At 68.1% G+C, this 25,482-nt stretch carries 23 protein-coding genes; 14 read left to right on the forward strand and 9 right to left on the reverse strand.

Annotated elements, in window-relative coordinates:
- Nucleotides 1-132: 132 nt before the first annotated feature.
- The 4 genes from EDF51_RS16055 to EDF51_RS16070 all read right to left on the reverse strand — a co-directional run bounded on the left by EDF51_RS16055 (nucleotide 133) and on the right by EDF51_RS16070 (nucleotide 4,873).
- On the reverse strand, nucleotides 133-744 hold the full coding sequence (locus tag EDF51_RS16055; RefSeq protein WP_111086136.1) for a hypothetical protein: 612 nt from the start codon (nucleotides 742-744) through the stop codon (nucleotides 133-135).
- A 79-nt stretch (nucleotides 745-823) separates the two neighbouring features.
- Nucleotides 824-1,876, reverse strand: a complete 1,053-nt coding sequence (locus EDF51_RS16060; protein ID WP_111086135.1) for a BLUF domain-containing protein — start codon at nucleotides 1,874-1,876, stop codon at nucleotides 824-826.
- 106 nt (nucleotides 1,877-1,982) lie between these two features.
- On the reverse strand, nucleotides 1,983-3,707 hold the full coding sequence (locus EDF51_RS16065) for a glycosyltransferase (RefSeq protein WP_134195666.1): 1,725 nt from the start codon (nucleotides 3,705-3,707) through the stop codon (nucleotides 1,983-1,985).
- Complete coding sequence (locus EDF51_RS16070; RefSeq protein WP_134195668.1) at nucleotides 3,704-4,873, reverse strand: hypothetical protein; 1,170 nt, start codon at nucleotides 4,871-4,873, stop codon at nucleotides 3,704-3,706. Before EDF51_RS16070 ends, EDF51_RS16065 begins: the two co-directional genes overlap by 4 nt.
- Nucleotides 4,874-5,524: 651 nt before the next feature.
- Here EDF51_RS16070 and glgX point away from each other — a divergent pair.
- The 3 genes from glgX to EDF51_RS16085 all read left to right on the forward strand — a co-directional run bounded on the left by glgX (nucleotide 5,525) and on the right by EDF51_RS16085 (nucleotide 8,572).
- Complete coding sequence (gene glgX, locus EDF51_RS16075; protein ID WP_134195670.1) at nucleotides 5,525-7,543, forward strand: glycogen debranching protein GlgX; 2,019 nt, start codon at nucleotides 5,525-5,527, stop codon at nucleotides 7,541-7,543.
- Nucleotides 7,544-7,607: 64 nt separating this feature from the next.
- Nucleotides 7,608-8,057, forward strand: coding sequence for a hypothetical protein (locus EDF51_RS16080; protein WP_134195672.1), 450 nt, complete (start codon nucleotides 7,608-7,610; stop codon nucleotides 8,055-8,057).
- 29 nt (nucleotides 8,058-8,086) lie between these two features.
- Nucleotides 8,087-8,572, forward strand: a complete 486-nt coding sequence (locus EDF51_RS16085) for a hypothetical protein (protein WP_134195674.1) — start codon at nucleotides 8,087-8,089, stop codon at nucleotides 8,570-8,572.
- Nucleotides 8,573-8,597: 25 nt separating this feature from the next.
- Here EDF51_RS16085 and EDF51_RS16090 read toward each other — a convergent pair whose 3' ends face one another.
- Nucleotides 8,598-9,896 carry a SpoIIE family protein phosphatase gene (locus EDF51_RS16090; RefSeq protein ID WP_134195676.1) on the reverse strand — a complete coding sequence of 433 codons (1,299 nt, stop codon included), beginning with the start codon at nucleotides 9,894-9,896 and terminating at the stop codon, nucleotides 8,598-8,600.
- Between the two features lie 46 nt (nucleotides 9,897-9,942).
- Nucleotides 9,943-10,665 (reverse strand): type II CAAX endopeptidase family protein, encoded by a 723-nt coding sequence (locus EDF51_RS16095; protein WP_134195678.1) that lies wholly within the window; start codon nucleotides 10,663-10,665, stop codon nucleotides 9,943-9,945.
- Nucleotides 10,666-10,824: 159 nt separating this feature from the next.
- On the opposite strand from EDF51_RS16095, the gene EDF51_RS16100 reads away from it, so the two are divergent.
- The 8 genes from EDF51_RS16100 to EDF51_RS16130 all read left to right on the forward strand — a co-directional run bounded on the left by EDF51_RS16100 (nucleotide 10,825) and on the right by EDF51_RS16130 (nucleotide 19,307).
- Entirely contained in the window at nucleotides 10,825-12,267 is a 1,443-nt protein-coding gene (locus EDF51_RS16100) for a polysaccharide biosynthesis tyrosine autokinase (protein ID WP_111086127.1), read from the forward strand.
- 78 nt (nucleotides 12,268-12,345) lie between these two features.
- On the forward strand, nucleotides 12,346-13,230 hold the full coding sequence (locus EDF51_RS16105; protein WP_134195680.1) for a hypothetical protein: 885 nt from the start codon (nucleotides 12,346-12,348) through the stop codon (nucleotides 13,228-13,230).
- 7 nt (nucleotides 13,231-13,237) lie between these two features.
- A complete protein-coding gene (locus tag EDF51_RS16110; protein WP_235035972.1) occupies nucleotides 13,238-14,704 on the forward strand; it encodes a sugar transferase in 1,467 nt (488 codons plus the stop codon).
- A 94-nt stretch (nucleotides 14,705-14,798) separates the two neighbouring features.
- Entirely contained in the window at nucleotides 14,799-15,983 is a 1,185-nt protein-coding gene (locus EDF51_RS16115) for a glycosyltransferase (RefSeq protein ID WP_134195682.1), read from the forward strand.
- 95 nt (nucleotides 15,984-16,078) lie between these two features.
- Nucleotides 16,079-17,281, forward strand: coding sequence for a putative colanic acid polymerase WcaD (locus EDF51_RS20010; RefSeq protein WP_166673574.1), 1,203 nt, complete (start codon nucleotides 16,079-16,081; stop codon nucleotides 17,279-17,281).
- A complete protein-coding gene (locus EDF51_RS16120; protein ID WP_243837147.1) occupies nucleotides 17,253-17,918 on the forward strand; it encodes a glycosyltransferase in 666 nt (221 codons plus the stop codon). Before EDF51_RS20010 ends, EDF51_RS16120 begins: the two co-directional genes overlap by 29 nt.
- Nucleotides 17,918-18,439 carry a serine acetyltransferase gene (locus tag EDF51_RS16125; RefSeq protein ID WP_134195686.1) on the forward strand — a complete coding sequence of 174 codons (522 nt, stop codon included), beginning with the start codon at nucleotides 17,918-17,920 and terminating at the stop codon, nucleotides 18,437-18,439. Before EDF51_RS16120 ends, EDF51_RS16125 begins: the two co-directional genes overlap by 1 nt.
- A 13-nt stretch (nucleotides 18,440-18,452) precedes the next feature.
- Nucleotides 18,453-19,307 (forward strand): glycosyltransferase family A protein, encoded by an 855-nt coding sequence (locus tag EDF51_RS16130; RefSeq protein ID WP_243837151.1) that lies wholly within the window; start codon nucleotides 18,453-18,455, stop codon nucleotides 19,305-19,307.
- Here the strand turns inward: EDF51_RS16130 and EDF51_RS16135 are convergent.
- The 3 genes from EDF51_RS16135 to EDF51_RS16145 form a co-directional block, all read right to left on the reverse strand.
- A complete protein-coding gene (locus EDF51_RS16135) occupies nucleotides 19,284-20,606 on the reverse strand; it encodes an oligosaccharide flippase family protein (protein ID WP_159573950.1) in 1,323 nt (440 codons plus the stop codon). The genes EDF51_RS16130 and EDF51_RS16135 overlap by 24 nt on opposite strands.
- Nucleotides 20,603-21,439 carry an alpha-1,2-fucosyltransferase gene (locus EDF51_RS16140; RefSeq protein ID WP_134195692.1) on the reverse strand — a complete coding sequence of 279 codons (837 nt, stop codon included), beginning with the start codon at nucleotides 21,437-21,439 and terminating at the stop codon, nucleotides 20,603-20,605. The genes EDF51_RS16135 and EDF51_RS16140 overlap by 4 nt, the downstream gene beginning before the upstream one ends.
- A 70-nt stretch (nucleotides 21,440-21,509) precedes the next feature.
- Nucleotides 21,510-21,995, reverse strand: coding sequence for an acetyltransferase (locus EDF51_RS16145; protein WP_347876525.1), 486 nt, complete (start codon nucleotides 21,993-21,995; stop codon nucleotides 21,510-21,512).
- A gap of 230 nt (nucleotides 21,996-22,225) precedes the next feature.
- Here EDF51_RS16145 and EDF51_RS16150 point away from each other — a divergent pair, with 230 nt between their 5' ends.
- From EDF51_RS16150 to EDF51_RS16160, 3 genes are read left to right on the forward strand one after another with little or no spacing between them, the layout of a single operon-like run.
- A complete protein-coding gene (locus EDF51_RS16150; RefSeq protein WP_134195730.1) occupies nucleotides 22,226-23,473 on the forward strand; it encodes a glycosyltransferase family 4 protein in 1,248 nt (415 codons plus the stop codon).
- Nucleotides 23,470-24,498, forward strand: coding sequence for a GDP-mannose 4,6-dehydratase (gene gmd, locus EDF51_RS16155; RefSeq protein ID WP_134195695.1), 1,029 nt, complete (start codon nucleotides 23,470-23,472; stop codon nucleotides 24,496-24,498). The genes EDF51_RS16150 and gmd overlap by 4 nt, the downstream gene beginning before the upstream one ends.
- Complete coding sequence (locus EDF51_RS16160; protein WP_131880688.1) at nucleotides 24,498-25,469, forward strand: GDP-L-fucose synthase; 972 nt, start codon at nucleotides 24,498-24,500, stop codon at nucleotides 25,467-25,469. The genes gmd and EDF51_RS16160 overlap by 1 nt, the downstream gene beginning before the upstream one ends.
- Nucleotides 25,470-25,482 lie beyond the last annotated feature (13 nt).

The following is a 25,482-nucleotide window of genomic DNA, read 5'->3' on the forward strand; positions in this document are numbered from 1 at the left end:
ACCGTCCGCGCCGACGTCACCTCGACGTGGACGACGACCTCCGCCAGCAGCGTCCGCATCAGCACCGTCCGCTTCCTCGGACTCGGCCGCACCAGTTGTGCCTGACCCGATCCCGCCCTCGTGGGCGGGAGGTCACGACGTCCGCGAAGGCGCCACGCGGAGCCCGGTGGAGCGCCGCTCGAGATCGGCCAGCGCGCGGATGACCTCCGGATCCCGGTGCCGCCACCGGTCGACGACGTCGACGCCGAGCCGGCCGGCGGCGTTCCGGGTCGTCAGCGCGCGGACAGCGAGCAACTCGGCTCCGTCCGGCTGCTGACCGAGGCGCTGTGTGAGCGTGGCGAGCCGGATGAAGCCGCCGCGGTACCGGATCCAGACCACCACCAGGACGATGATCAGCACCGCGGTCGACGAGGTACCCAGGAGGTGCGCCACGTGCAGCGTCTCCTGCTGCTGTTCTGCTCCGGCAGCCGCGATCCGCTGCGCGCTCTGGCTCGCGTCCTGCAGCGGTGCGCTGACCGACTTGCCGATGAACGGCACCTTCTCGAGTGCCGTTGCGGTGCTACTCAACTGCTCCTGGAACGCGGTGCCCTGGTCGTGGACACGAGTTCCGATGTCGGCGAGGGCGCTGATCGATGCGGAGACCGCTCGCCCGAGCAGAACCGCGGCGACCATCCCGGCCACCACGACGACATCGAGCAGCACCTGCCCTGCCGTGCGGATCGGACGTGCGTCGTAGAACACCATGGACAGGTCCTACCACTCGCGCGATGCTGTGCCTCTCGGCCATCGGCCCATGTGGAGTCGGCGGGACCGGCCCCCGTCGTCAGGCGCTGGGGATCGTGGGCAGGTCCCAGTAGGCGGGTCGTTCGTAGTGTTCGGTCCAGCCCCGTCGCATGCGCGACGCGGCGCGGTCGAAGGCGTCGACGACGTCGGTGTCCGGTGTGAGGAGCGCCTGCAGACGGATGCCGTCGTAGAGGGCGAGGAGCTGCTGTGCACCGCGGATCGGATCCATGGTGGCTGGTTCCCGCCCGGCACGGACGTCTTCGGCGAGGGCGGTGCGCACGGTCTCACGGAACTGGAGGTAGGCGGACCGGTAGTAGTCCGCTCCGTCGGTCGACGGGTCGGTCGACGTGGCGAGTGTGGACGCGATCAGGCGCATCAGGGCTGGTTCCTCGGCATGGGCGGCGAGGAGCGCGTGCAGGAACGCGATCGTGCCCTTCTCGGCGGCGAGGGGGAGCAGGGGAGCGGAGACTGCTCGGGTCCACCGCATCACGGTCGCGGCGAGCACGGCGTGCTGCGACGGGAAGAGCCCCAGGACCTCGGGGACGGTCATCCCCGCGCGTTCTGCGACGTCCTCGAGGGTGAACCGGGACGCGCCGCCGGCGTGGACAGCGGTGATCGCGGCGTTCAGGATCCGGGTTCGGGGGATCTCCTCGTCGGCCGCGTCCTGGTTCGTCAAGGGAGCGAGCGGGTGCTTCCGGAACCAGTCGAGCAGGGCACGCGCGCGGGACGCACCGAAGGTGGAGTCGTTGGGGCGGTTGGCGGTGAAGAGGTCGCTGAACCCCGGCACGTCGTGCAGCAACGGGTCGAGCGGCTGGAACGCCATCGACCAGTCCGGGAAGGACCGGTGTCGGATCGGCTCGTTGAGGAGCACTCGGACGTTGGTGTGGCGGGGATCGGCTCGGACCTGATCGAAGCGTTCAGCGACGACGTCGTCGTCGCCCTCGATGATGCCGATGCAGTTGTCGTCGCGGTGTGCGAGCATCCCGGTGACACCGAGGCGGGTGTTCTTCTCCCGGCCGACGGCGAGGATCTGCGCGAGTTCCGAGTCCGTGATCGGTCGGGTCTGCGTGCTGGTGTAGACGAGCGATCGCATGATGGTTTCCCCTCAGGTTCTGACATGACCGGACCGACCACAGCGTGCTCCACCTCGACCGCCGCGGCAACCCCCTGAACGGGAGACGCCGCGGCGACCGCAGTACTCACACGGATGACGTCTTGGTGAGACCGTGCTCCGTCTTCTCCCAGTAGTGGGGTCGGGTGATGAGCTGCCACAGGCCCTTGTAAGCGGCGACCGAGTGCAGCACCCAGTACGCGGGGTTCAGCAACGCCCAGAGCATCAGGTCGAACCGAGCGCGTTTGTACGGCCCCATCATGGTCAGGTAGATCATCGTGGCGTTGCCGAGCAGGAAGTCGAGCACGCACAGCCAGAGCACCGGGGCGGGGAACAACGAGGCCGTCCACGCCGTGGGCAGCACGAGGGTGGCGATCGTCACCGCGATGCCGGGCAGCATGCCGAGGAACGTCAACGGTGTCCCGGCGATGAGCAGCGCGAACGCAGCAGCCCGGCGCAGTCCGATCTCCCGCACGAGCGCACGGGGGCGCCGGGCGTGGACGAGGGCGGTCTGCATGTACCCCTTGATCCACCGCGACCGCTGCCGGACGAAGTTCGGGATCGAGGTGTTCGCCTCCTCCATCGTGGTCGAGTTGACGACGGAGACGCGGTACCCGACCGCGGACGCACGGATGCCCAGGTCGGCGTCTTCGGTGACGTTGTAGGGGTCCCAGCCACCGAGCTCACGCAGGAGCTCGGTGCGGAAGTGGTTCGAGGTCCCGCCCAGCGGGATCGGCAGGTTCCGGGCGTCGAGGCCGGCGAGCATGTAGTCGAACCAGTACGAGTACTCCAGCGTGAACATGCGCGTCAGGGCGTTCTCGTCGGCGTTGAAGTAGCTCAGAGCGGCCTGGACGCACACCGTGTCGGTGCCGGCCCGCTCGAACGTGGTGAACACCTTCTTGAGCTGGTCGGGGTCGGGGCGGTCCTCGGCGTCGTAGATGACCACGTACTCGCCGCGGGCGATCGCGAGGCCGACGTTGCAGGCGCGCGGCTTGGTCTGCGGCGCACCGGGAGGGACGATGACGATCCGCATCCAGGCCGGTGGATCAGCGTCGAGGACGGCCTGGCGTGTCTCGTGGTCCTCGGCCTCGACGAGGACCAGGACCTCGAGGCGGTCCTTCGGCCAGTCGAGGACCTCGAGGTTGCGGACGAGGTCGCCGACGATGTTCGCCTCGCGGAACACCGGGACCAGGACGGTGTACGTCGGCAGGGTGGTGTCGTCGAGCGCGGTGACGTCGGCCGCTGAGACCTGCTCGACGAGGTCGAAGCGGGCGCCGACCATGGAGACCCAGAACTTGAAGACGATGCCGGCCAGGAACCCGAGCGAGAGCACCGCGGTGACGATGGCGGCGGTCGTACCCGGAGCGATCACCAGGCAGCCGGCGAACGCGAGCAGGGCGATGCCGCCGCCGACCTGTTGACCGCGGGACAGCACCGTGCGGGCGGACATGGCCGGGATCGTGCGGGCGAGGTCGTGTGCGGCGAGGTCGGCGACCTCGTCGTCCAGCTCCCACATGATGCGCTGGCGGACCTCGGCCTCATCGACCGTCCGGAGCACGACCGGCTCGCCGAACTCCTCGGTCAAGGCGGCCCGGAGCACATCCGGGTCCGACCGGCCGCTGGTCAGGACGAGGACACCCTCGCGGATCCGTGCGGAGGCGACCCAACCCTCGTCGACGTGCCGGCGGACCGAGCACCGGTGCGGCGGGCGCCAGTCGGACTCGCCGCCGCGGTGCCGGGCGGTCGTCTCGTCGATCGACGGGGTGTCGGTCTCGCTGGTGACGGCGGACGCACCGGACACGACGGCGGTCATGCGCCCACCGCCGAGACCAGGGCGTGCATCCACTCGGCGACGACCTCGCGTTCGAACGCCGCGGTCCACGCGAGCGGGATCTGGAGGGCGGCGAGCACCATGACGAGAGCGCTCGTGACCCGGCTGCTGACACGCGGGAGGATCGCGATCGCGACGGCGAGCATCGTGACGAACGTGTTGCCGGCGGTGGCGACCGGGATGAGCCCGATCGCGTAGCCGGCGAGGATCCCGGCGAACAGCGCGACCACGATGACGATCGCACCGGGTCGGTGCACGAGCAGGGCCAGGAGGCACCCCGCGACGACCATCGCGAGGAGCAACAGCCCGTCGAACGAACCCACCAGGTGCTCGAGGCCGCTCAGCCGGGTGCTATCAGTGTGCACGGTGTTCCGCAGTGCCGCGAACGGGTCGCGGAGGACGAGCAGGTCGAGCACGGACATCGAGCCGATGACGGCGATGCTCGGGAACACGAGGACGAGCGTGTTCGCTCGGCGGATGCCCGGCTGTCCGTGCCGGGCGAGCTCCAGCAGCGGGGCGGTCAGAGCTGCGATGACGACGTAGACGAGGCCCATGGGGTCGACGAGCGTCGACACCATCAACGACAGGCCGGCACGGAACCCCGCCTGGGTGTCGCCGTACGAGAAGAACCGCACCATGTCGGCGATCGCGAGCGCGAACAGCGCGATGCCGAGGAAGGCCTGCAGGTCGTTGAGGGCGACGAAGGCGTAGAGCGGGTTCGCGCCGAGCGCGATCGTGAAGACGACCACCTTCCGCATCCGGAGACCGCGCCGGAGCATGGCCTGCGCCAGGAGTTGCAGCAGCACGCCGGCTGCGAGGCCGCCGAGGACCGCTGCACCGTGCACGCCGAACGGCAGGAACCGGAGCAGGACGCCGGAGAGCAGCGGGTAGAGCTGACCGACGGCCTGCACGACGCCGCCGTCGAGTGCCGCCGTCGCTCGGTCGAGGGTCGCCTGGTTGCCGGTGAGCTCCAGGAGCGGTGTGGTCGGGATCTCGATCGAGAGCACGGCGACCACGACGTAGGGCACGGCGAACGCGAGCCGGAGGAGCCACCGCGTCCACGCGCGGGGGAGCGGCCGGAGCGCCGATCGGTGCGGCGGCTCGGCCGACGACAGGACGGCGCTCAGACGCGGGACGGTGACGGTCATGCGCGCTCCTTCGGGTGGATGCGGACAGTGGAGCCCAGGCACCCATCACAGTCGGAGGACAGACGAATCGGTACACCCAGAACGGGGTACAGGCGAGTCCCCTAAAGTGAGGACCTCTGCGCGTCTCGTGAATGGGGGTGCCGCCGCGTCGAACCCGAATCGACACGCCGGCACCCACCGTGACCGCCCCACCCGAGGGAGGTCACCTTCGCTTGGTGCCAAAGCTCCGCGCGGATCTCGTCCGCAACGAAGTTGCTGACTCGATGACTCAATCAGGCGACGCCCCTCGTTGGTATCCCCCAAACGGGGAACGCGCGTTCTCCGGATGGCAGCGGAGCCGCTCCCGTCGATTTCCGCGTACCTGAGCGCCCGGAGAGCGGCACGTCCGTACCGTCTCGTGAGCTACCCCGCGCTGCCCAGCTGCGGGGGCCCGATCCCTGTTCCGGGCTGGCATCGTCGCGGACCGCCGCGCCGAACCCGACGTCGTCGTAGCGCGAGGGCGCCTGCTCCTCGACCCGAACGAGGAGCAGACGCCCTCGGTCACCGTCCGGTGTCCGACGAGGCGGTCGCAGCTGTCCGGTCTGCGCATCCATGCCTGGCGGGGTACGTGCGCGAGCCGGGACCACAGCGGCCGCCCGGTACAACGACACGATGACCACTTCTGCCCGCACCCCGCTCGGCGTCACGCTCGTCGACGGCGGCGCCAACGTCGCACTCTTCTCCAGCACCGCGGAGCGCGTCGAGTTCTGCACGTTCGACGACGACGGGAACGAACACCGCACCGAGCTGCAGCACCGCACCGGCTACACCTTCCACGACATCGTCCCCGGCGTCGCCGTCGGCACCCGCTACGGCTTCCGCGTGCACGGCGCGTGGGATCCGGCCAAGGGCCTGCGCCACAACGGCGCCAAGCTCCTGCTCGACCCGTACGCCACGGCGGTCGACGGCTCGTACGAGTGGGGCCAGGCCCTGTTCGGCCACGACATGAACGACCCCGAGACCCGCGACGACACCGACTCCGCCGCCGCGATGCCGAAGTCGGTCGTCGCCGACCGCTCGTTCGACTGGGGCGACGACGTCCGTCCCTCGACCAGCCTGGCTGACACCGTCTTCTACGAGGTCCACGTCAAGGGCTTCACGAAGCAGCACCCGGACGTCCCCGAGGCGATCCGCGGCACCTACGCCGGCATGGCGCACCCGGCGGCGATCCAGCACCTGGTCGATCTCGGCGTCACGGCCGTCGAGCTGCTCCCCACGCACCAGTTCGTCCAGGACTCGACCCTTGCCGACAAGGGGCTCCGCAACTACTGGGGTTACAACTCCATCGGGTTCTTCGCACCGCACGACGAGTACTCGTCCAGCGGCACCGCCGGCGAGCAGGTCGCCGAGTTCAAGGAGATGGTCAAGGCCCTGCACGCCGCGGGGCTCGAGGTCATCATGGACGTCGTCTACAACCACACCGCCGAGGGCAACCACATGGGCCCGACGTTGTCGTTCAAGGGCATCGACAACGAGTCGTACTACCGCCTCGTCGAGGGTGACGAGGCCAACTACTTCGACACCACCGGCACCGGCAACTCGCTCAACGTCGGGCATCCGGCGGCGCTCGGGCTCATCATGGACTCGCTGCGCTACTGGGTCGAGGAGATGCACGTCGACGGCTTCCGCTTCGACCTGGCGACGACGCTGACGCGACAGGACGGCGAGGCCGAGAAGCACTCGGCGTTCCTCGACATCGTCCACCAGGACCCGGTGCTCCGTCGGGTCAAGATGATCGCCGAGCCGTGGGACACCGCGGGGTACCAGGTCGGCGGGTTCCCGGCCGACTGGTCCGAGTGGAACGGCAAGTACCGCGACGACCTCCGTGCCTTCTGGCGCGGCGACGAGGGGGCGCTCGGTGACGCCGTCCAGCGGGTCCTCGGCAGCCCGGACGTCTACGAGGGGTCCCGCCGCTCGCCGCTGTGCTCGGTCGACTTCGTCACGGCACACGACGGCTTCACCCTGGCGGACCTGACCTCGTACGCCGAGAAGCACAACGAGGCGAACGGCGAGGACAACAACGACGGCGAGAGCGACAACGCCTCGTTCAACGGCGGCGTCGAGGGGCCCACGGACGACGCCGGCGTCAACGCGTACCGCGACCGGCAGCGCCGGAACTTCCTCGGCACCCTGCTGCTGTCGGCCGGTGTGCCGATGATCCTCGGCGGCGACGAGATCGCTCGGTCCCAGGGCGGCAACAACAACGCCTACTGCCAGGACGACGAGATCTCGTGGTTCGACTGGGAAGCGGCCGACCGGGACCTGCTCGCCTTCACGACCTCGGCGATCGCGTTCCGGGCGCAGCACCGGTCCCTGCGTCCGGAGTGGTACCGCACGGCACCCGGCGACTCCGAATCGACCGTCTCGGTGCTCCGTGCCGACAACGCCGGCTTCGAGGATGCGGACTGGGCAGACGGCGGCAACCGGGCGGTGATGCTCGTCCTCGAACAGGGCGACGACACCGTCGCGGTCCTGCTGAACGCCTCGGACACGACCGTCGAGTTCACGCTGCCCGCGAAGCCGGGTGGCGGCGACTGGCAGCTCGGGTTGTCCAGCGACCCGCAGCAGCAGGTCGCTGCCGGAGCCGCAACTATGCTCATCCGCGACGCGTCCTTCTCCGCCCTGTCCTGACACCGACAGGTCACCGGCGATCGGCTCGTCCGGGCCGATCGCCGGTGACCTGTACGTTCGACCCATGGGGACTGATGACGTGGCCGGACAGCAGCGGCGGGAGCGGAACCGGTGGTGGCTCTGGTGCGCCGGCGGGTTCGTCCTGTCGCTCGGGCTGCTGCTCGTGCTGGGGCGGTGGTTCCCGGTGAGTGCCGGGGTCCTCGTCGGCTGGTTCGTGCTCGCGACCTCGGCCTGGTCACTGCCGACTGGTCGTCCGCGCCTGGGCAGCCCCGTCGCCACGTTCGTGCTGTCGACGATCACGGTCATCGGGGTGGGCTTGCTGGTCGGTGCCATCGTGCCGAACCGGGGCGACGGTGACCTTCGCATCGAGGGGATCGTCCTCGGGGCCGTGCTCACCGCGGTCGGTGTGACGTGGGGGATCGTCGTGGCGAAGCGGTTCTCGCGGCGGCAGGTCGATGCCGAGATCGAGCGCTTCCGGCGCGAACAGGCAGCGGCGCCGGAGGACCGTCAGTGAGTCGGCGTCGCCTCGCATCGCTCGGGTGGTTGCTGCTCGGCTTCGCAATGGGGATCTGTACACTCACGATCCTCCAGCGCTGGTTCCCGGTCGAGAGCCTCGTCTTCGTGGCGTGGGGTGCGTTCGGCACCGCCATGTGGTTCGAGACCGGGCGAGATGCCCCGCTGAAGGAACGGCGTCCGCACTGGGCACGGAACCTTGCGGTGTTCTACACCGTCGAGACCGTTGGGATGGGACTGCTGTTCGGCGGTCTCTGGCCCGACGACGACGCAAACGGTGACCGCGTGACCGGCGTAGTGATCGGTGGCGTCCTGGTGCTCAGCGCGTTCCTGGTCCCGCTGCGCAGTCGACGTCGACGAGTGTCCGAACCGGTGTCAGTGGGGCCGGGTGAGCAGGAAGGCCACGGTGTTGCACAGGACGTGCGCCAGGATCGCGCCGCCGATGCGCACGGTCATGGTGACGAGCGTCCCCGTCAGCAGGCCGAGCACGAACATCGGCTCGAAGCCCGCGACTGACGATGTGGTCGTGCTGATCGCCAGGTCACGTGCGCTCTCGGCGCGCCGGTTGCGCGGGCAGCGCGGAGGCCACGGTCGCCACCGGTGCTCGTCGGATCGCGATCACCGTCACGTCGTCGTCGTGCGCGACCTCGTCCGCCCGCGCGGACAGTGCGGCCACCAGCGCCGTGGGTTCGGAGCCGCAGGCCCGTGCGAGATCGGCCACGGCATCGACGGTGTCCTCGCGCCCGCCGAACAGGTCGAGCACGCCGTCGCTGAACGAGATGAGCAGGTCGCCGGTGTCGAGGAACCCCTCGGTCGTCGCCCACTCGTCGCGGAGCCCCATCCCGAGCGGGAGGTCGCTCGACCGGAGCCGGTCCACGGTGCCGTCCGACCGGAGCACCAGGCTCAATCCGTGGCCCGCGTCCGCCCACCGGAAGGTGCCGTCAGTCGAGATGCGCGCGTGGAACAGCGTGGTGAACGTCACGTCGGTCGCGCTGGCTTCGGCGGCCAGCCCGTCGGCTGCGCGGAGGAGGGCCTCGGACGGGTCGTCGACGGTGCGGGCACTGCGGACCGTGGCCCGCACGGCCGCTGCGATGAGCCCCGCCCCCACGCCCTTGCCCATCACGTCACCGAGGCTGACGGCGATCCCGGTGTTCGTCTCGTACCAGTCGAAGAAGTCACCACCGACCGACTTCGCCGGCAGGCAGGCGCCCGCCACCGCGACGTCGGTGCCCAGGTGGTCGGTCGGCGCGGGGAGCAGCGACCGCTGGACGGCGGCGGCGCGGTCGATCTCCGCGCGGACGCGTTCCTCGCCCAGCCGGGCAGCGCGCACGTTGCGCCGCGCTCGCCGTGAGAGTTCCTGCACGACCGCCGCGACCGTCCCGAACACAATCACGGTCACGCCGAGACGGACCAGCTCGCTCGCGCCGGGCACGTTCGTCGGCGTCAGGAAGTAGGGCGCCATGATCACGAGCGTCACGCCCAGCGCCGCGTACACCACGGTCAGGCGCCCACGGAGGGACCCGCACCAGACGACCGGCAGGACGGCGAGCGAGGTGAAGACGGAGGCGCCTGCGCCCGTGCTCGTCCGGAACAGCGCGATCGCCACGAAGTCGAGCACCAGCAACGCCGGCACGAGTCCGACGGAGTGCGGGAGCGCCAGTGCCACCGCAGCCACGACCGTCGCGACACCGGTGACCGCGAGGCTCGCGACGAACAGGCCGTCGTCCGTCACCTGGAGCGACGGCACCGTGATGCTCAGGACGGCGCCGAGCGCCAACAGCGCACTCAGGGGAGCCTGCCGGGCGAGGGGGCTCTCGAGGATGCTGGTTGGGCGAGACATTCGAGAAGGACGCTACCGGTCGGAGCGGCTCATCGTGCGGCCGATGTCAGCGCGGCCAGGTGAGCACGACCGCCACCGTGTTGAACAGGACGTGCGCCACGATCGCCCCGCCGAGGCGTCCGGTCATGGCGACGAGCGTCCCCGTCAGCAGGCCGAGCACGAACGTCGTCACGAAGACCTCGAAGCCCGCGACCGACGACGTGGTCGTGCTGATCGCCAGGTGCATCAACGCGAACGCGAACGCGGTCACCAGCACCGCGAGGAACCGCGTGCGTGGCGTCAGCTCGGCCGACAGGCGACGCTGCATGACACCCCGGAACACGACCTCCTCGAGCACCGGGCTGACCAGGCACACCCCGATCGCCGAGACCACGAGCAGCAGCACGTCTGGCGTGCCGAGGGTCGGCTGCGGCGTCAGCCCGGTCACACCGAAGAACGCGACGGACAGCACGGCATCGAGCCCGCGGCACACGATGACGATGCCGATGGCCGCGACGGCGTCGGCCCATCCGAGCCCGAGCCGGCGGACGAGCACCGCCGGAGTGGACCTCCGGAGCACCCACCCGACACCGAGCACGAGCGGCACCCACACGGCCAGGTCGGCGACCAGCACCTGCGTGATCGGGGAGGGCAGACCCCCAGTCCGGGCGACGCCACCGACGATTCGGGACAGCAGCACGGCGACCAGGAGCGCGATCACGATGACCTGCAGGTCCCGCACCGCCGAGGAAGGGCGGGCGGCGGTCGGCGCGTCCGGTTCGGGCTGCATGTCGCCACCGTACGGGACGCAGAACGAGACTCGACGTCGCGCGACCCCGAGCGCGTCTCATCGGTGTGGCAGTATTTCCCTGCCGAACGCTGGGACGATCCCGGTCGACCTGCGACAGGGACTCTGCAGGGCGCGGCGACTTCCGGGGAAGGGTGCCGCGTGGAGCTACGCGACTACATAGCGGTCTTGCGCAAGGGATGGGTCTTCATCCTGGTGCTGGCACTGGTCGGGGTCGCGGCCGCTGCGGGCTTCTCGCTGGTGAAGAAGCCGGTCTACGCAGCATCCGCGCAGGTCTTCGTCTCCACGGAGACGTCCGGCAGCGCGAGCGACCTGGCGCAGGGCAACACGTTCACCCAGCAGCGCGTGCTGACGTACTCGAACCTGGTGTCGACGCCCATCGTCCTGTTGCCGGTCATCTCGTCGCTCAAGCTCGACATGAACGCCGATCAGCTCGCGACCATGGTGTCCGCGACGGCGCCGACGAGCACCACCCTCATCTCCATCTCGGTGGAGGGCACCGACCCGGTGCAGGCCGCGAACATCGCGAACGCGACCTCGCAGAGCCTGACCAACGTCGTGCAGGACATCGAAGCCACCGACGCGAGCGGCAAGAGCACGGTCAAGCTCACCCGCGTCAAGCAGGCGGACGTCCCGAGCACCCCGGTCAGTCCGAACGTGCCCGTCAACGTCGCACTCGGTCTGCTCGTCGGGCTCGCGCTCGGCATCGGGATCGCCGTGCTGCGCGAGACCCTGGACAACCGGGTCCGGACCGAGCTCGACGTCGAGAAGATCAGCGACAAGCCGGTCATCGGCGGGATCGCCTACGACGCCAAGGCCGCCGAGCGTCCGCTCATCGTGCAGGTCGACCCCCGTAGCCCCCGCGCCGAGTCCTTCCGGACGCTCCGAACGAACCTCCAGTTCCTCGACATCGGCACGGGCGCTCGGACCTTCGTCATGACGTCGTCGATGCAGTCCGAAGGCAAGAGCACGACCGTGGCGAACCTCGCGATCGCCCTGGACAGCGCCGGCTTCCGGGTCATCCTGATCGACGCCGACCTGCGCCGCCCCCGCGTCGCCGAGTACATGGACGTCGAGGGCAACGCCGGCCTCACCGACGTGCTCATCGGTCGTGCCGACCTCGAGGACGTCGCCCACCCGTGGGGGCGTGGCAAGCTCGTCGTCCTACCCGCCGGTCCGATCCCGCCCAACCCGTCCGAGTTGCTCGGTTCCCGCGCGATGCAGGACCTGATCGAGCGCCTCGAGCAGCAGTTCGACTACGTGCTGTTCGACGCGCCGCCGCTGCTCCCGGTGACCGACGCGGCGATCCTGGCGAAGAAGGCATCGGGCGCGATCATCGCGGTCGCCTCGGGGCACACCCACAAGGGACAGCTGGCAGCTGCCATCGCATCGCTCGAGAACGTCGGCGCCCCGATCTCCGGCTTCGTCATCACCAAGATGCCCGTCAAGGGTCCCGGTGCCTACGGGTACGGCCGGTACGGCTACGGCTACGGCTACGGCCAGGACGACGGGGCCACGGCATCGGTGACCCCGCCGAAGCAACCCGGCAAGAAGCTCGGCGTGCTCCGGCGCGCCGGACGCTGAGCGGAGCCGCCGACCATGCAGACCCGCCGGGGGACCCGAAGCCTCGGCCGCGCACTGCCCAGAACCACGCTCATCGTGGTGGCGGCCGTCGTGGTGGTACTGGTCGTGATCGACATCGTGCTCGTCTCCCTCGCCCTGGGGCGCACCGCGCCGGAGCAGAACGGGCCAGCAGGCCCGATCCCCACGTTCACGAGCACACCCGACACGACCGAGACGCCGCGCGCGAGCGCGTCTGCTGACGCAGACCCCGCATCGGCAGCTCAGCAGGGGCGGCGCCTGTTGGCAGCTGTGGACGACCGGGAGGCATGGCGCGCGTCCGGCGGGTCGTGCGGCGGCCCGCGGCCGGTGCTGGAACACACCGTGGACGGCGGGTCGACGTGGGTCCCGGTGGAACTCGGGACGGATGTCGGATCGCTCATGGCGATCCGGGCCTCCAGTACAGAGCTCTCGATCATGGCGGGCGTCGGCGAAGACTGCACCACGACCGTGCGGACCGCCACCGATGCCGGCGTGACGTGGAACGAGGGGACGCCCGGCGCCGCCGGCGCCGGGATCAGCACCGACGGTGTGGTGCTCGCGAGCGAGACGATCCAGGCCCCGTGTGCAGACCCGATCGAGGCGTTCCAGGGGGAGCGGACCTCGGTCGTCGTCTGCGACGGCCAGCTCGAGTGGCGGGCCGGTACGGACGCCTGGGTGGACGTGCCGATGGGCGGCGTGCGCTCGATCGCGGTCGACGGCGGCGAGTACACCCTGGCCCGCGTGGACGTGGCGTCGTGCTCCGGCGTGCAGCTCGTGACCATGCCCGCAGCGGACGTGACCCCCAGCACTGCGGTCTCGCCGGTGGGCTGCGCCGAGGGGGCCGACTCCGATGGCACCGTCACGATCGACCGTGCGGGGCAGGACGTGTGGCTGTGGGACGGCGAGACGGTCAGGGTCTCGAGTGACGGTGGTGCGTCGTGGTGATGCGACCATGACGGCGGACGCGCTCCGCGCACCGAGCGTGGTCGGGGCCGGTGACGAGTGGAGTCGTTCGTACTCGCGCCGGGTGCTCATCACGGATCTGCTCGCGCTGATCTGGGTGGTGTTCGGCGTGCAGATCGCCTGGCTGGGGATCGAGTCGAACCTCGCCACCAACACCGCGGACCTGCGGCTGAGCTACTCGGCCATCTCCATCGTCGTGATCGTGGTGTGGATGAGCGCCCTCGCCCTGTACGACACCCGCGGTGCGCGGGTCATCGGCGTCGGGAGCACGGAGTACCGGCTGGTCGCGGACTCCAGCGTCCGGGTGTTCGGGCTGCTGGCGATCGCGGCGTTCCTGCTGCACGTCGATCTTGCCCGCGGGTACGTGCTCATCGCCTTCCCCATCGGGATACTGGTGCTGCTGTTGTCGCGCTGGATGTGGCGGCAGTGGTTGGTCGCCCAGCGCCAGCAGGGCGCCTACTCGGCGACGGTGCTCCTGGTCGGCTCACCGGCCAGCGTGCTGCACATCGGCCGTGAACTGGCTCGTTCCCCCGAAGCCGGGTACCGCGTGGTGGGTGCCGTCGTGTCCTCCAACCACCGCGGGCTGCTGGCGGGCTCGACGATCCGGAGCCACGGCGGTTTCGACGACGTCGGCTCCGCGCTGCGCGAGACCGGTGCCGACACCGTCGTGATCACGAGCTCGGACGACCTGCCGCCGGAGCGGGTCCGCGAACTCAGCTGGTCGCTCGAACCCGGCAGGCAGCACCTGGTCGTCGCGCCGAGCTTGACCGACATCGGCGGTCCGCGCATCCACACCCGACCGGTGCAAGGACTGCCGCTCATCCACGTCGAGACGCCGACGTACTCGGGACGCAAGCTCTACACGAAGCGGGCCTTCGACCTCGTCGGCGCGACGCTGCTCGTCATCGTCCTGTCACCGCTGCTGCTCGTGCTGACCCTGCTGGTGACGACCACGACACCGGGGCCGGTCTTCTTCCGCCAGGAGCGCGTCGGCCTGAACGGCGGCACCTTCCGGATGATCAAGTTCCGATCGATGGTCGTCGATGCCGAGGAGCGCTTGCAGGAACTCAGCGCCCTCGACCGGGCGGAGGGGAACGACGTCCTGTTCAAGATGCGGAACGATCCCCGCGTCACCCGGGTCGGCGGATTCATGCGGCGGTACAGCCTCGACGAGGTGCCGCAGCTGTTCAACGTCCTCGCAGGCAGCATGTCGCTCGTCGGCCCACGTCCTCCGCTCGCCCGCGAGGTCGCGCGCTACGACACCCACGTCCACCGTCGGTTCCTGGTGAAGCCGGGCATGACGGGTCTGTGGCAGGTCAGCGGTCGGTCCGACCTGTCGTGGGAGGACTCGGTGCGGTTGGACCTGTACTACGTGGAGAACTGGTCCATCACGGGCGATCTCGTGGTGCTCTGGCGGACTGCCAAGGCCGTCTGGCGATCGCAAGGAGCATATTGATGGCCGCGCTCGAGGCGCCGCCCTTCCAGAACGCGTCCGTCAATGGACGGCGTGAAGTGAATGGGGTCACTTCGGCCGAGGAGGGGCTGCTGAGATGACCGAGGTACTCCAAATCAACGTTCGCCTCAGTGAGGGCGGCGCGGCCGGGGTCGCGCGGACCCTGCACGACGGCCTGCCATCGCGTGGGATCGGCGCGAAGATCGCGTACGGCTATGCGAAGGGCGGAAGCCCGTCGCCGCTGGAAGCGGAGTACGGCGCTCTCCGACTCACATCGGCTCCGCGAGCCGCGCTCAATCTCGCTGCGCACCAGATCGTCGGGACCGAGGTGGTCCGCCCATCACGGTCGAGGAGAGCGTCCCTGCGACGGGCGGTGCGACAGAGCGACGTCGTCCACCTCCATGCCATCCACAGCTACATGATGCCGCCGACCGACCTTCTCTCGATGATCGCTGAGGAAGGGAAGCCCATCGTGTGGACCATGCACGACCAGTGGGCGATGACTGGGCGGTGCGCACAGCCCGGGACGTGCACCGGGTGGGAGGGCGGGTGCGACCCATGTCCCTTCTTGACCGCGTACCCGCCCGCGAAGATCGATCGAGCGGCACCCACGTTCGTTGCACGTCGCCGGGCGATCGACGACGTTCGATCGCGCGTGCCCTTGCAGATGGTCGCCTGCGCCTCATGGCTGGCTGAGGAGATGGAAGCGGCCGGTCTCTCAGATGTGACCACCGTCACGAATTCGGTTGATCCGCGGTTCTGGACCATGGCGTGGGAGCAGCGTCCGGTCGATCACCTCTCCACTCCGGCACGGTTCCTCTTCATATGCCGAGACCTTCGTGACGCAGCGAAGGTCGACTGGAGCCTGTTGGAGGAGATCGCGCGGATAGCCCCCGGAAGGCTGACGATCGTCGGCGACAATGCGCCGTCCCCCATCCCGAACGCCACCATGGTCGGAGCGATCACCGATCGCAGTGAGATGTACCGCCTCATGCGTGACCACTCTCACCTCGTGTTCTCGTCGACCGTCGACTACTACCCGTTGACCATCGTCGAAGCGCTCACGGCTGGCATGTCGGTTATCGCAGCGGAGTCCAGAGCCGCTCGCGAGTTCGGGTGGTCGTCGAACGTGACGGTTGTGGACGAACGTCGTCGATGGGCAGACGCCATCGCGTCGGCCGTCCCCAGCAACCCGGCGTCGTCGACCGAGCTCGCTGGCTTCTCCCCCGACAGGATGATCGACGAGTACGTCGACGTCTACCGGAGAGTGCTCGCCGCATGAGCAACGGTTACCGAGCCTTCGTGAGCCTCCTGACCACTGCGTTCGTGCTCCTCGAGCACTTCCAGGTCGGCAAGGTCGGCGACTACCCGATCACGATGGGGCTGTTCCTCGGGATACTGCTCGTCATCAGCGTCAGCACCAGGTTGGCGATGAGCAACGTCATCATCGCCCTGGGGATCGCCGTGGTCCCGAACGCGTTGGTGCAGATCGCTGCTCCTTCGACGCGTGAAGGTTCGTCGTCCTTCTTCCAGACCTTGGCTCTGTTCGTGTTCGCGGCCGTCGTCATCGGACAGTGCAGACGGGGCACCATCCGGACGGCAGCAGTCCCGGCCATGCTGCGCGGGGCATTCTTCGCTCTGGTCATCGTCGTCGCGCTCTGCGTGCTCCAGGTGGCGACTGGCGCACGAGGATCAGTCCAGTGGTTCAATCCGTTCGGGGAACACCAGTACCTCTACGAGTACGACCCACACCTCGAGTTCAATCCGATCCCGCGCGCCGCCGGCTTCTACCTCGAGCCGTCGTACGCCGCGTTCGTCATCGGCTCCCTTGCCGTCGCGCTGCTGGCGCAGGGGTACCGGAAGGCCCCGGTCTGGGTACTCGCCGGCGCAGGTCTCCTCGCTGTGCGGTCCGCAACCGGGTTGATCCTCTTCGGCGTGGTGGCCCTGATGATCATCTTCGTCGGGAAGAGCCGCCTGAAGGTCGTTGCACTGATCGTCCTGGCGGTGCTGACGTCACTCGCGCTGCCCTACTTGTCGGGAAGGTTGGACTCGACCTTCACCACCGGGTCGAGCGCCTACTACCGCTTGATCGGCCCGCTGCAGATCCTCGGTGACACGCTCGTGCACTTCCCGCTCGGGCATCCGTACGGCTCGCTCCGGAACACCGTCGCGGACTACGGCATCCTCAACGGCGCGGCTGCGGGCGACTCCCTCGACAACGGCTTCTACGTGATCGTCTTCTACTTCGGTTGGCTCGGTCTCATCGCAACGATCGCCTTGGCGTCATGGGCGCTCGTCGGCTTGGCGCTTGGACTGCGAACCGGGTCGGTCGCGCAGGCGGTACTCCCGTTCTGGGCGGTCGGGAGTCTTCTCTTCTCAGGTGGCATCATGTTGCCGGAGTACGTATTCACCCTTTGGTTGGTCTTCGCCACCCGGCACGAACGCCGATTCGTGATCCCTGGAGAGAGCGGTTCTGCATTTGCCCCCGAAGCTGTCGATCATCACCGTGACGTTCCAGGACGACGAAGGCCTGCGGCGGACGGTCGCTTCGTTGGAGACCCTGCTCCACGAGTCGGATGATAGTTGTGAGCTCATCATCGTCGACGGCGGGATGTCCCCCGGTACAGCTCGGCTCGTGGCGGATCTCGGACGATCGGTTCGGCTGATCTCTGAGCCCGACACCGGCATCTATGACGCGATGAACAAGGGCATGGCCGCGGCAAGCGGCGACCACCTCTGGTTCCTCAACGGCGGCGACGAGAGCCTCGTCCGATGGTCGCAACTGTCCGCGGTCCTCGACGCGCACGAGGATGCGGTGGTCCTCGGGGACTTCGTCCTAGCAGCAGCCACTCGGGACCAGACCCGCGCGTCTCGACCCGCTCGTTCGATGTGGCACGCCCTGCCGACTTCGCACCAAGCTATCTTCTACCCCCGAGCGGCGATCACGGGTCGCTACGACCAGAGCTTCCGGGTAGCCGCCGATTACGACTTCACCGCGAGGCTGTATGCCTCGGGAGTCCCATTCGTCGTCGAGCACATCGTGGTCGCTCGCTTCCACCTCGATGGAACGTCCACGCAGCACGGCAGACTGATCGGCGCCGAAGCACGGCGGGTCCAGCGCGAGACGTTGTCCGTGCATCCCGCTGTGTCCGTCGTGAGCGGGCTCCGTCATCGCGCGGCACGCAGGTATCGGTCCATGCTCTCGAGAGGACACTGATGTCGTTCTACGACAGCGTCACCGCCAAGCAGGAGGAAGCCGCCCTGTTCGGCGGACACCCGTGGCTCCTGCAGCCCAGCTACTGGGCGCTACGGGTGTATCGGTTCGGCAGGTACACGCTGCAGGTCAGGGGCATCCGAGGGAAGTTCCTCCACGCATTGTCCTTCGCGCTTTACAGCGTGGTTCGACTGGTGACCGGGATCGACATCCCCCGGACGGTCGAGATCGGTCCACGATTGATGATCCACCACTTCGGCGGAATCATCGTCCATCCGCAGACGCGGATCGGGGCTGACTGTGTGCTGCGGCACGGAGTCACGATCGGAGAACGCCGTGAAGGCGGCGGGGTACCGGTCATCGGGGACAGCGTGACCTTCGGCGCGTACACCCAGGTGTTCGGGCCGATCCGGGTCGGTTCCGGGGCGACGCTCGGTGCGATGGCGGTCGTGGTCGACGACGTGGAGCCTGGAGCGACAGTCATCGGCGCCCCGGCGAGGCCTGTGGGCATGCGAGATGCCTAGGGTGTCGGTGATCATGCCCGCATGGAATGCGGAGCGGACGATCACGACAGCGCTCCGGTCGACGCTCAGCGCGATGCCGAGCGACGCAGAGGTCCTGGTGTACGACGATGCGAGCACGGACGGAACCCGCCGCGTCGTCGAGCGTTTCGCCGACCGCTCGCGACGTGTGTCGCTGATCGAAGGAGCGACCAACGTCGGTGCGGGAGAGGCTCGCAACCGGCTGCTAGCCCGATCGGACAGCGAGTTCGTCGCCGCGATGGACGCTGATGACGTGTGCCTGCCCAACCGGTTCCTCGGGCACCGCCGTCAGCTCTCGGACGCTGACATCGTGTTCGCCCCGATCGCACGATTCGGTCAGACGTGGCGCGTGCACATCCCTCGACCTGCATCGTTGTCACCAGCGGCGATGCCACTGGCGCTCCTCGCACTGAACCCGGTGCCGCAGTCGACGATGATTGCTCGACGGGATTCGCTTGACGGGGCCGCGACGTACCGGCCCGGCCATGCCGAGGACTACGAGCTCTGGATGCGACTGGCTGCATCCGGCGTTCGCATCTCGTTCACCTCCGTGCCGACGGTTGCGTACCGCCATCACCCGGAGCAGGCAACCTCGCAACCGGGCTACGCCGGGCAGGTGCGTGACAACAGAGACCTCGCCGCGTCGTACCTCGCGCTCGCGGAGTCGGTGCTCGGCGTCGACGTGAGCGACACGAGCACCGACGAGCTGCGTGCGAGGCTCGAACGCCACATCGACGACGTGACGAGCAGGCGAGACCGCAGTCACCTCCGGCGGCTGGTGCGTTCGCCGTGGAGTTTCCCGCTCAGGACCGCCAGAGGAGCGAGCTCACAGGAATCGGACCGCCAATAGGGCTGCCAGGACTGCCCACTCCACGACGATCTGCGCAACGGCGTACCTGAGCGATATCGGCAGGAGCGAACGATGGAGCGTCGCCAGAGCAAGACCCTGGACGAGCGCACCGACTGCCAAGCCGATCAACGCGCCGTTGGTGCTGTAGAGCAGTCCGAGAACGATGGCGAGCAGTGGCACGAGCATGAGGACGGCCAGGTTGAGGAGCGAGTGCCGGAGTTCCGCTTTGATCTGGAGCTTCCACGACATGAAGGAACTCAAGGTAAGGGATGGCAGGAGCAGCGCCATCGAGGAGATCATGAGCGCGACATGCACCCAGCCAGGGCCGAAGAAGACCTTCTCCAGGATCGGTGCGCCCACCGACAACACGATGGCTGCGACGAAGGTGACGACGTGGAGTGCTTGCCAGACTCGTTTGTCGAACGTGCCGTCGTCTCCGGGGAGCGCGGCACGGCGAGCCATGCGCTCAACGATCGCCCCACCGAGGGACAGCTGGACCTGAGTGACCGGCGTGACGATCAACTGGTATGAGCGTGCGTACGCTGCTGCCGCTCCGACCGGGAGTATGAGCGGCAACGTGCCCGAATCGATCGCTCGGCTCGCGTAGGAAGCAACGTTCAGCGGCAGCACCTTGAGGCCGTACCGGAACGGGTTCGGCGCAGGGACGGCCATTTCGGATGAGGAGCTGCTTGCGCGTCCCTGGAGGGCCCGTTGGCGACCGCGAGCTGAGAGCGTCAGCGTCAACAGGAGACGGACCACGGAGGTGAGAGCGAGTTGGACGCAGAGCACGGTCACGGATTGGATCTGTGCCGCGAGGAGGATCGCGGCCGCGAAGCCGGCGACTGTTGCGCCCACGTCGGTAAGAGCGACAGTCGGGTAGCGGCGATGCACCATGAGTTCGCCGCGAAGCGGCTGGATGAGCGACTGGGCGACGAGCCCCGCGACCAAGATCAGCACGTCGAAGACCCGGGGAGGCCCCGTCGGGAGGTTCAAGAACGAAAGGACGAACAACGCTGCGGTCAGCGCAACACCACCTGCGGTCGCGCTCACCGCCGAACTGGACCACGCCGCTCGTCGGAGCGGGCCGGAGACCCCGTGTACGAGCAGGAAACCCATGGCTGAGAAGTCCGTGGCCAGCGCGGCCATCGTGTAGACGAACACGAAGACGGCGAACTGCGCGTAGCTCGCGGGCCCGAGCTCGCGCGAGAGCACGGCGAAGGCAGCCAACGACGCGACCAAGGAAAGCGCCTGGCTCGCCGGGAGCCACCCGAGCGACAGGGACGTGCCGAATCGTCTCATGCGTTCGGCACGGAGACCCATCCAGTGCGCCGCAAATTTCCCGGGCGATCGAAGAACCACGTGCTCGGGGCCGCGACCGGAACGTGGGAAGCGAGTTCAGCGGCCCACCACGAGAAGGTGCTGTTCGGTATGACCAGGGCGCTGGCGCGCGACATTGCCACGAGCGTGTCGAGCGGCGATTCGATGTCTTCGGGTCCAATGATGTTGCTGCGAGGGACGTCGAACTCGCGCTCGACCGCGGCGGGGTCATCGGTGAAGATGATGCTCTCGTCGATTGAGATCCCGAGCGCACGGCACGCGTCGTCGTAGTAGCGCCGGGAGAGCGTGCCGAAGGTGCGCTGCGCGGCAGGAGAAGTCGTGTAGTCGCCACGGCGGACGTGCAGAACGGCTCGGTTCTCTGAAGCAGGTGCCGCCGAGACAGCGTTCCGGTACGCAGCGAGGAGGGCAGTGGTTGCGTCCGTCGGCAGAGCGAGTGATGCCGCATCCTGGAAGAACCCGATGTTGAACGTGCCGAGGCGGAAGGCGGAGGGCAGAGTCTCGGGGTCGCTGAATACCGTCGTCAGCGAACGATCGCGGGTCTTCGATCGGCGACGGCCCCTCCAGTCGTACGGCTGACCGAGCCGGAAGTCCTCTCCCGAGCTTGTCAGCGCTGAAGAAGGGAGCAGAGCACCGAGCTCGAACTGCCGGAGACGGTCGCGACCGAAACTGCTCCCTGAGACCAGGAGGGTTGTGGGATTTTCGGACAGGGTCAGGCCGGCGTTCAACTGGAAGAGCTGGTTGCCGAGGCCCCCCTGTGCCCACAGGACGGAAGCGTCCCTCAGTCGAGTCGCCAAGAGATCATTCCTTCATCATCGCATCGGTCTGGTTCCGTTGGCACCGCATCCCAGCCAGAGTTGACAGGAGTCATCGATCTCCGAAGCGCACACCTGTCACCCGGGCGGGGTTTCCTTCGAGGACGCTGTTCGCTGGACTCGTCCCGGAGACCAGTGACATCGGCTTCACGAGGCACGACTCGCCGAGTCGCGTGCCACCGAGCACCATGCAGCGCGAAGTGATCCAGGTGCCGGCTCCGATCTCGATCGGGCGCGTGATCAACGCCATGTCGGTGCGGTGGGCATGGCTCCCGGTCGTGAGGAACGCTTCCTGCGAGATGACGACGTCGTTCTCGACCCGGATGTGGTCCTGATTGTGGAACCACACACCTTCGCCGATCCAGCAGTCGTCGCCGATGTGGAGCTTCCACGGGAAACGGACACGCATCCGCGGTCGCATGATGACGCGGACCCCGATCTCCGCGCCGAACAGCCGCAGGACCTTCGCTCGGAGCGAGGAGCTGATTTGCCAGGGATTGGTCACGAACAGCAGCTCGGCAACGGCCCACAGGTACACCGTCCTCTTGCTCCGGTTCCATGACGTCCGTTCGCCCGGAGCTGACTTCAGCGGAATGACGGGCACTCTCGCGTCCGACATCATGGCCCCCGCCTCTCTGCGCGCCCGAGTACGCGTCGCGCCGATGCTACCGGCTGGCGGGCGACCCGGCGGTGTCGCAGGTGCGTCGACGCCGGATCAGAATCCCTTGCAACTGTTATGGTCGCCCAATGCGGCGCGGGGCAGTTCTCATGGTGGGCCTGAACTTCCCCCCGGAGCCCGCCGGGATCGCTCCTTACAGCGGAGGGCTCGTGAGCGGGTTGACGGCGTCCGGTGTCGACGTCAGCGTCATCACGACCTTTCCGCACTACCCGGCCTGGAGCTTCGGAGACGCACGTCCACCGTCGTCTGCAGTGACGACCGAGGCTGGCTGTGCGGTGCACAGACTCCGCCATCGGCTCCCGGCCCGGCCCGGTGGTGTGAGCAGACTGCTGTCCGAGCTGAGCTTCGGGTTACACGCCGTTCTCCACCGCTGGCCGCGGCACGACGTCCTCGTTCTCGTGTCTCCCGCTCTGTTCAGTTCGGCGATCGCTCTTATGCGTGCCCGCTTGTTCTCGCGAGGAACCCCCGTCGTGACATGGGTCCAGGACATCTACTCGCTCGGCCTCCGTGAGACAGGATCAGGTACCGGGGCGGCTGAGCGCTTCGTCGCGGCCATCGAGCGCTGGGTCCTCAAACGGTCATCGACAGTCGTGGTCATCCACGACCGGTTCATGGAGACGGTCGTCGAAGAGTTCGGCGTGCCGGCGTCGCGAGTGACCGTCATGCGGAACTGGACCCACGTCGAGCCGCCCGAGTTCGTCGACCGAGTCGGGGTTCGTGCGTCGCTCGGCTGGGCACCGGACGAGACGATCGTCCTGCACGCGGGGAACATTGGAGTGAAGCAGGGCCTGGGCAACGTCGTCGAAGCAGCCCGCTCCGTTCAGGACAGAGGTCTTCCCATCCGCTTCGTCCTCCTCGGTGACGGAAACCAACGAGAGTCCTTGCAGCAGCAGGCGGCTGGGATCGACAGCCTGCAGTTCCTGGCGCCGCTCCCTGACGAGAAATTCGCCGCTGCACTCAACTCCGCAGACGTTCTCCTGGTCAATGAGGCACCCGGCATCTCCGGCATGGCTGTCCCCAGCAAGCTGACCACCTACTTCGCGACCGGCGTTCCGGTGCTCGCTGCGTCGGACGAGGGGAGCGTCACTCGAGCCGAGGTGCTCGCTGCGAACGCAGGGATCGTTGTCGGTGCGGGCAGGCCGACTCAGCTCGTGGACGGCGTGCTCTCGCTCATCGGAGACCCGACTGCGCGGGAGCGGTACGGAAGGGACGCTCGGAATTACCGAGCGGCTCACCTCACCGCGGCTGCTGCGATCGATCGATTCAAAAGTATTCTTCATGTGCTCCTCCCAGACCGGTTCGAATCCGGTTCTGCCGACAAGACAGGGACCAATTGACGAAGCGCGCGCTCATCACGGGCATCACCGGACAGGACGGCTCGTACCTGGCCGAGCTGCTGCTCCGCAAGGGGTACGAGGTGCATGGCCTGATCCGTCGCGCCTCGACGTTCAACACGTCGCGGATCGACCACCTCTACGTCGACCCGCACGAGTCGGGTGCGAAGCTGTTCCTGCACTACGGGGACCTCGGCGACGGTGCACGACTCGTCAGCCTCCTCAGCGAACTGAAGCCGGACGAGGTCTACAACCTCGCGGCGCAATCACACGTGCGGGTGTCGTTCGACGAGCCGGAACACACCGGTGACGTGACGGGTGTGGGCACGATGCGCATGCTCGAGGCGGTCCGGGTGTCCGGCATCCACACGCGCTTCTACCAGGCGTCCTCGTCCGAGATGTTCGGGGCGACCCCGCCGCCGCAGAACGAGGAGACGCCGTTCTGGCCTCGCTCCCCGTACGGCGCAGCGAAGGTCTACAGCTACTGGGTGACCCGGAACTACCGCGAGGCGTACGGCATGTTCGCGGTGAACGGCATCCTGTTCAACCACGAGTCGCCGCGACGTGGTGAGACGTTCGTCACCCGGAAGATCACCCGTGCAGTCGCGCGGATCAAGGCCGGGCTCGAGGACCACGTGTACCTGGGCAACCTCGACTCGGTCCGTGACTGGGGGTACGCCGCCGAGTACGTCGAGGGCATGTGGCGGATGCTGCAGGTCGACGAGCCGGACGACTTCGTCCTGGCGACCGGCGGTGACTTCACGGTCAAGGACTTCCTGACGACCGCGTTCTCCCACGCAGGCCTGAATTGGGAAGACCACGTGCGCTTCGACGAGCGGTACCTGCGACCGAGCGAGGTGGATGCGCTGGTCGGTGACGCGTCGAAGGCCAAGGAGAAGCTCGGCTGGGAGGCGACGGTCGACACCGCCGAACTGGCGAGGATCATGGTGGACGCGGACATCGCCGCCCTCGAGCACGAGGGCAGCCCGTGGATCGACACCGTCCGACTCGAGAGCTGGGGATCCTGATGACCACGACCGACTTCACTCCCGGTCCGATCAACCGGGCGGACCGCGTCTACGTCGCGGGACACCGCGGTTTGGTGGGCTCGGCGGTCTGGCGCAAGCTCGAGTCGGAGGGCATCACCGACATGGTCGGGCGGAGCTCCTCCGAGCTGGACCTGAAGGACCGCGGCGCCGTGTTCGCCTTCTTCGCCGAGCAGCAGCCGAAGCACGTCGTGCTGGCGGCAGCCAAGGTCGGCGGGATCATGGCGAACAACACCTACCCGCACGACTTCCTGAGCGAGAACCTGCAGATCCAGGTCAACGTGATGGACGCGGCTGTGGAGCACGGCGTCGAGCGGCTCGTCTTCCTCGGGTCGTCGTGCATCTACCCGAAGATGGCCGAACAGCCGATCCACGAGGACGCGCTCCTCACCGGGCACCTCGAGCCCACCAACGACGCGTACGCGATCGCCAAGATCGCTGGCATCCTGCAGGTGCAGGCCGTCCGGCGGCAATTCGGGCGCCCGTGGATCTCGGCCATGCCGACGAACCTCTACGGCCCGGGCGACAACTTCTCGCCCACCGGTTCGCACGTCCTGCCGGCCCTCATCCGCCGGTACGACGAAGCGGCACGAACGGGTGCGGCGCGCGTGGAGAACTGGGGGACGGGCTCGCCCCGTCGGGAGTTCCTGCACGTCGACGACATGGCGGCGGCGGTCTTCCACCTGATGGAGCACTACGACGGTCCGGACCAGGTCAACGTCGGGACCGGGTCCGACGTCACCATCAAGGAGATCGCCGAGACGATCGGCAGGATCGTCGGCTTCACCGGTGAGACGGTCTGGGACACCACCAAGCCGGATGGCACGCCGCAGAAGCTGCTCGACGTATCCAAGCTCGCGGATGCCGGCTGGACTGCGCAGATCGGCCTCGAGGACGGTCTGCGGAGCACCATCGACTGGTACCGCGAACACGTGGACACCGTGCGTCAGTGACGTGGGCTGGACA

Source organism: Curtobacterium sp. PhB25 (assembly GCF_004365375.1).
Taxonomy (GTDB): domain Bacteria; phylum Actinomycetota; class Actinomycetes; order Actinomycetales; family Microbacteriaceae; genus Curtobacterium.